The organism is Mycolicibacterium wolinskyi (assembly GCF_002101965.1).
Taxonomy (GTDB): domain Bacteria; phylum Actinomycetota; class Actinomycetes; order Mycobacteriales; family Mycobacteriaceae; genus Mycobacterium; species Mycobacterium wolinskyi.
Genome location: NZ_LQQA01000024.1, coordinates 1 through 5,724, shown reverse-complemented (window position 1 = coordinate 5,724; position 5,724 = coordinate 1). Strand labels below are relative to the sequence as shown.

The following is a 5,724-nucleotide window of genomic DNA, read 5'->3' as shown; positions in this document are numbered from 1 at the left end:
GACCGAACTCGGGAAACAACCCCACCCCAGCAGACAACACACGATCGACCTGCGCCACATACGCACCAACCGACCCGCCACTCACCCACCAAAACTAACCACCACCCCAAACCCCCAACCACACCCAAAACGGCTTAGTTGTGCGCGTGAATGTCGATCAACGCGGTTTGCTGGGTGGTCGAGCGAATGCGTCGAATGGGTGCAGCATCGCACTCGATGGTGCAGGTCAGCTGGTCGAGCTGATCGAGCAGTGGCGATTTTGCTGCCGCGCTCGGCTACAGGTAGGCCGCCCGTAGCCGCTCAGCGCTGCGCTCGAAGTTCTCACGGGTGGTGCCGAGAACATCCTGTGCCGCTTCCAGCTTGGAGTCCATCGTCTCGACCAGCAGCTTCAGATCGTGGGGCTCTGCGGTCTCAAGATCATCGGCCGGCATGATCGCCGTGCCTTGTGACTGGGCGGCGTCCCGAATTGAGGCCATGTCGATGGCTGCCTGCCGGGCTGTCTCGGCGGCCGATTGCGCGGCGTCACGGATCGCCGCCTGCACCGCTTCAGTTTCGGCGGCCATCCGGGCATAGGTATCGGTCGCCTGGTCGAGCGCTTCGGCCAGCTGGCCGCCGCCGTCGGCCGGTGCTGCCGCGATGGTCGGCCGATCTAACCCGACCCACTCCACACTGCGAGACGGGTCAGGAAAGACCGATACGGCCGAAGTCAGCAAACGGTCTATCTGCGATACATAACCGCTAGCACTCACCTCTTCAGAATATCCGGCGACCAGCGGCGACCAACAGAGCCGGGAACCTAATCCTCCGGCTCAGCTAGAAGCCGTATCAATATCGCCGGCCGACCACCTCTGTACCTATTCGTGCACTTGCCGGGTGAACAGACCATTGTCGTTGCGTTTGACCTTGATGCCGATCATCACCGGTTTCACGCGCAGCCCGGGATGAGGTTCGGGTGCACGCCGTGCCAATGACCGGGTCACCGTCGCCATCTCGTTGCTGACGAAGTAGGTCTCGGGGGCGCCGTGTATAGACGCCCGCATGGTCCCCCAGGGATCGATGGCAATCCAGAACGCTGATTGCGTAGTGGGGTCTTGCTTGGCGGCTTGAACCCAGGCGCTTTCGGGGTCTCCGCTCAGGTAGAAGCCTGGGAGCCGCGGCGCGGTTCTGCGATGACCGAGCAGCACTTGGAGGTTCTTGGTGAGATCGCTTTGTTGTGCTGTATCGAGAGTGCCGACGTGTTCCCACTGGCTGCCGGGTGTGTTGTTGTCGAAGGTCACCTCGGATGTCGTCGTTGAAATCCAAACCTCTGGCCTCATGCGAACATCGTGCCGAACTTCCGCGCCACGTCGTCGAAGATTGGCTGGAGCGGGTGCTGAACGTGGCCGCCCGCCCGTGGGGCGGGTGGCCAGTCCATGTCAATCGCCACTGTCGTCCTGCCGTTTGTCGCCGCGCCGCATGTATGCAGCGACCACGCCACACAGCGCGGTGATCGCGGCCGCCCCGATGCCGGCAAGCCCCTCTGTGCTGCCCGTAGCAGCGATGCAGTACGCGCACAGGGCCAGGTAGGAGAGCACGCTGGCCATAAGCGCCACGAGAACGAAGTTCTTCACGGGATTTCCTTCATGGTCATGGGCCCGGAGCGGAAGTGCCGGGCCTTCCCCTGTTCATGAGCCGGACGGCAATTTCTACAGGTGGCGGTGCTGACACGCTGGTCACAGCGTTCGTTGGGATGTCGGACAAGCATGGAAATGACCGTATGGCTGAAACCCGGGGCGTGGGTCGACACGCCGGAGCACTCCCGCAACTGGACCGGCAACGTACGGCTCAAAACACGCAGCGCGTTGGATCAGGCCTGTCCCGCGCCGAGGCTAGGTTTGAGCCCGTGAGCGATCTGATCGAGCTTGGAGCGGTACTGAGCGAGTTCTTCGACCGGGCGGGCCCATCGCACGACGAGCTGGATCAGGCCTTCACTCACCACAGGCTCACCGCCGGTGATCCTGGTCCTGGCGGCAAAGACCGGGATGGCCGACCCATCGGCAAAGTCAAGCGGGTGCGGCGAACCTTCCGGTACGCCGCCGACCATGACCCGGCCGCGGGCCTGGCCCTCGCGCAAGAGATCGTGGCCCTGCTCCGTGCCGACGGCGCGTTCGCCCCGACAATGCCCAGCTACGCGGGTCAGGAAAAGATCAGCCGCCTGGTGGCACCATTCCGCCGTCTCGGGCTGACCCTGGCCGAGTCCGGTGAACTGCTACCCACCGTCATCGACAACCTGGCTGGCACCGAACTCACCGATGCCCTCCTTGGCTACGTACGTCGGATCAACCTCAACCCAGATGATCCGGCACTACAGATCGGCACGGGTAAGGAGCTCGACGAAGCCACGGCCCGCCACGTCCTCGTCGAGCGCACCGGCAGCTACCCGCAGGGCGGCCACCAAGGCAGTTTCCCCGTGACCCTCGCCAACGCGTTCACCACACTGGGCCTGGAAGTCGGGCCGAACGTCCAGCTCGACCGAGACCCGCACCGCGCCGTGCAGCAGTGCCTGTTCCTGTTGGGTACCGCGGTCAACCGGCTACGCAACGACGCCGGAACCGGTCACGGCAAGCCCGGGCCGCCAACCAAGACGACGCCGCTCACACCGGCCGAGGCGCGCCTGGTCGCGCGGGCAACCGCACTACTGGCCGGTGCCATGCTCGACGTGCTCTAAAGAAACGCGAGCTACCGGGCCGCACCGTCCCAGGACGGAGCGGCGACCGTGGTCCGCATCTCATCGAGCAGCGCGCGGCCCCCAGCGAGCTCGCCGTGCACAGAACTGGCGAACTGATCGCCGGCTCGGCCGCGCCACAGCTGATGCGTCACATCGACACCGCGTTGCAGGCTTTGCAGGCTCATCTCCATATCTGAGATCAGTTGGTGGATCCGGCTTTCGGTGGCAGCTCGGTCAGGGCTGGTCATAGGTAAGGCCTCTCGTGAAGTGATGTGTTTCCACACGAGTCCGAGTGTGTGGCCCCACCGCGGCGAGCGCAACGAGCAAGACTCGTCGAGCGGCCGACCAACGCCACGGATCCGGCCGCGGCCTCCGCGCGATGCCGGTTTCGTCAACTATCCTGGAATACACGGATTGGAGGTGGTGGACGAGATGACCGAGGCGCAGAAAGCACAGCGACGGATCAAGGCTGTCCGCGCGATTCGTCGCAGCTCGGAGCTGGAGGGCTCGCGCAGCACCGACGCCACCCGCGCCGACCAGGTCGCCTACGCACGCGGCTCGATCACCGCAGCCGAACTCACCGATCGCGTCCGCCGCCGCTACAACGTCCAGTAGTCAGGCCGGGAGTTGCCATACCCCTGGGACACTGGCGATATCGAACGCAACTGGCAGGGCTATTTCGTCCCCGGCACGAGCATTCTGAGAAACCGGGTCGCAGCCCGCACAGCCGACGAACTTCGAGACGCGGAGAACGACCTCGTCGAGACCCGCCTGATCGAGCTCCGCGAAGATCCCAACCTAGTGGGACACCGCTCATACGATCTCGCCTACCTGCAACGCATCCACCAGCACCTCTTCCAGGACGTCTACGAGTGGGCCGGAGACCTGCGCACCGTCGGCATCGAAAAGGGCGGCGAGTCTTTCTGTCCCCCGGGCAACATCAACCAGGCGATGAACCACGTCGTCGACGAGATCCACCGCCACAACAAGCTCAAGGACGTGCCCAACGCCGACCTCGCCCCCACCATCGCGTACCTATACGACTACGTGAATTTCGCCCACCCATTCCGTGAGGGCAACGGCAGGTCCACACGCGAGTTCTTCGACCTACTCCTGTCCGAACGTCGCGCCGGACTCGACTGGGCTAAAACCGATCTGGACGAGCTACACGCCGCGTGCCACGCAGCGCGAGCACAATCCGACCTCAGCGGGTTGATCGCCATGTTCGCAAAGATCCTCGACGATGAGCCAGCATACGATTTTTGACGAAGCCGCCGCCCGGCGTCGTCGTTGTCGTCATGTGGCCATGATGCTGTCGAAGAGGTGCTCTGCCTCGGATTCTCTGGATTTTATTTCGCTCAAATACTCGCGACGAGCCTGGGCATCCGAGAACGCCTCTCCCGCGCTGTCTTCGCCAGGTCGCTGCTGCAGCCAGAAGATGTTCTTCCAAATGTCCGAGCTTGCACCTGCGGACGCGCGCATCTTGTCGAGACGGTTGAAGAAGCTCTCGATGTTCTTGTTTGGATCATCACGGCCGGCGTAGCTCGTGTCCTGCTGGTAGATCCCGTGCCAGGCCCCGCCGCCGCCGTTCGCCTTCGGGCTGAGACCGCTTTCCTGGATCGCAGTGGACAGTGCGGCGATAGTTTCCTCCCGAGAGTAGTTGCGGCGGTGAGCCTCCCAGATGATCCGGGCCGCCACCTCCCTCGGTGTCGAGTTCCCTGTCAGCGGTCCACCGAGCCCGGCCGGCAGCTGGCCGATGGCCGTGCTGGCCGACGCAAGCCGGGCTTTGGTCGATCCGGCTAACGAACTCGGCAGGGACGACAAGGAGCTCAGTGCGTTGAGTCCGGGGATACCACCCCCACCACCACCACTGGTGGGCATGCCGCCGCCGCCGAAGCTGGGCATCCCCATCCCGCCCATCATCCCGCGACCACCACCCATAGCCGAGATCGCCCGGTAGGCCTGGGCCAACTGACGTACCCGCGCGGCCACCAACTTGTTCTGGGCCTTGGTGGTATCGATCTGCTGCTGCATCGCGGCCAGGCGCTCATCCATCGTCGACACCATCAACCGCGAACCCGCCGGCGTCCCGGTCGCCGGCGCGATCGCCGCGGCCTGCGACCGCGCCGAATCCCGCACCCCTGAGGCGCCACCACGACCCTGCTCACCAGCAGAACGACCATCAGCAGCAGCGGTGTTGGTGTCGGCATCCAAGCCCGACACACCCGTCCAGCCCTGCCGATAACTGCCCGCCGCACCCTCCACACCGGTCTGCAACCGACCACCAGACGGCGCCCCCGGCACCACCGGCCCACCACCATCAACCCGACCCGAACCCCCACCGAACTCGGGAAACAACCCCACCCCAGCAGACAACACACGATCGACCTGCGCCACATACGCACCAACCGACCCGGTCACGGGTAACCACCTCCCGTCGACGCCACATGCACATGGTCGAAGTGGTTGGCGGTGAGGCCGCCTGGGCGTGTTTCCATGGCCTTGGGGCCGCTGCCGCTGTCGATCTGCTGGCGCCAGATCGTGTGATCGACACCGAGGGATTCCCGGTTGGTCTGCAGGAACTCGACGACCCTGTTACCCAATGCGATACCAGCCGGGCTGGTCGGATTTGGGATCATGATGTCCAGCGCCAGCCCTTGCGGATGCCACTTCATGGAGTCCTGGCGGTAGCCTCCGATCTTCTGGATCTCTGGGAACGCCGCTGACACAGCCCGATTGATACGGATCGTGTTGCGCTGCAGCCGGTCCTCCGGAGCTTTCCCTGGCGGCAATGGCCCGTCGGCCAGTGCCCGGCCGGAGGCGATCGCCGACACCGACCGCGTAGCAGAACCGTTACGGCCGCCAAGTGCGGATAGTGAGCTCAGTGCGTTGAGTCCGGGGATACCACCCCCACCACCACCACTGGTGGGCATGCCGCCACCGCCGAAGCTGGGCATCCCCATCCCGCCCATCATCCCGCGACCACCACCCATAGCCGAGATCGCCCGGTAGGCCTG

General features: G+C 64.6%; 9 protein-coding genes. 3 read left to right on the top strand and 6 right to left on the bottom strand.

Annotated features, from left to right (window positions below):
* Window positions 1-275: 275 nt before the first annotated feature.
* The 3 genes from AWC31_RS21245 to AWC31_RS21235 all read right to left on the bottom strand — a co-directional run bounded on the left by AWC31_RS21245 (window position 276) and on the right by AWC31_RS21235 (window position 1,610).
* Window positions 276-749 (bottom strand): hypothetical protein, encoded by a 474-nt coding sequence (locus tag AWC31_RS21245; RefSeq protein ID WP_133060201.1) that lies wholly within the window; start codon window positions 747-749, stop codon window positions 276-278.
* Window positions 750-854: 105 nt separating this feature from the next.
* Window positions 855-1,277: a hypothetical protein gene (locus AWC31_RS21240; protein WP_085145978.1), complete on the bottom strand. Its 423-nt coding sequence runs from the start codon at window positions 1,275-1,277 to the stop codon at window positions 855-857.
* A 138-nt stretch (window positions 1,278-1,415) separates the two neighbouring features.
* Window positions 1,416-1,610 carry a hypothetical protein gene (locus tag AWC31_RS21235; protein WP_085145977.1) on the bottom strand — a complete coding sequence of 65 codons (195 nt, stop codon included), beginning with the start codon at window positions 1,608-1,610 and terminating at the stop codon, window positions 1,416-1,418.
* A gap of 272 nt (window positions 1,611-1,882) precedes the next feature.
* Here AWC31_RS21235 and AWC31_RS21230 point away from each other — a divergent pair, with 272 nt between their 5' ends.
* On the top strand, window positions 1,883-2,707 hold the full coding sequence (locus AWC31_RS21230) for an abortive infection family protein (RefSeq protein ID WP_234816940.1): 825 nt from the start codon (window positions 1,883-1,885) through the stop codon (window positions 2,705-2,707).
* Window positions 2,708-2,718: 11 nt separating this feature from the next.
* Here the strand turns inward: AWC31_RS21230 and AWC31_RS21225 are convergent, their stop codons facing one another.
* Entirely contained in the window at window positions 2,719-2,955 is a 237-nt protein-coding gene (locus AWC31_RS21225; protein ID WP_133060200.1) for a hypothetical protein, read from the bottom strand.
* Window positions 2,956-3,139: 184 nt separating this feature from the next.
* Here AWC31_RS21225 and AWC31_RS21220 point away from each other — a divergent pair, with 184 nt between their 5' ends.
* Together AWC31_RS21220 and AWC31_RS21215 are read left to right on the top strand one after the other, a co-directional pair.
* The gene (locus tag AWC31_RS21220) at window positions 3,140-3,322 is read left to right on the top strand and encodes an antitoxin VbhA family protein (protein ID WP_064917787.1); all 183 of its coding nucleotides are present in this window, start codon (window positions 3,140-3,142) and stop codon (window positions 3,320-3,322) included.
* A gap of 12 nt (window positions 3,323-3,334) precedes the next feature.
* Entirely contained in the window at window positions 3,335-3,973 is a 639-nt protein-coding gene (locus AWC31_RS21215; protein ID WP_085145974.1) for a Fic/DOC family protein, read from the top strand.
* A 30-nt stretch (window positions 3,974-4,003) separates the two neighbouring features.
* Here AWC31_RS21215 and AWC31_RS21210 read toward each other — a convergent pair whose 3' ends face one another.
* On the bottom strand, window positions 4,004-5,104 hold the full coding sequence (locus AWC31_RS21210; protein WP_133060199.1) for a hypothetical protein: 1,101 nt from the start codon (window positions 5,102-5,104) through the stop codon (window positions 4,004-4,006).
* A gap of 20 nt (window positions 5,105-5,124) precedes the next feature.
* Window positions 5,125-5,724: VldE C-terminal domain-containing protein (locus AWC31_RS37915; RefSeq protein ID WP_474626683.1), on the bottom strand; the 600-nt coding region annotated here is incomplete at its 5' end.

Bases quoted from the DNA above. Each gene is read 5' to 3' on its own strand.
- AWC31_RS21220 (WP_064917787.1), top strand. From the start codon at position 3,140: ATGACCGAGGCGCAGAAAGCACAGCGACGGATCAAGGCTGTCCGCGCG.
- AWC31_RS21225 (WP_133060200.1), bottom strand. From the start codon at position 2,955: ATGACCAGCCCTGACCGAGCTGCCACCGAAAGCCGGATCCACCAACTG.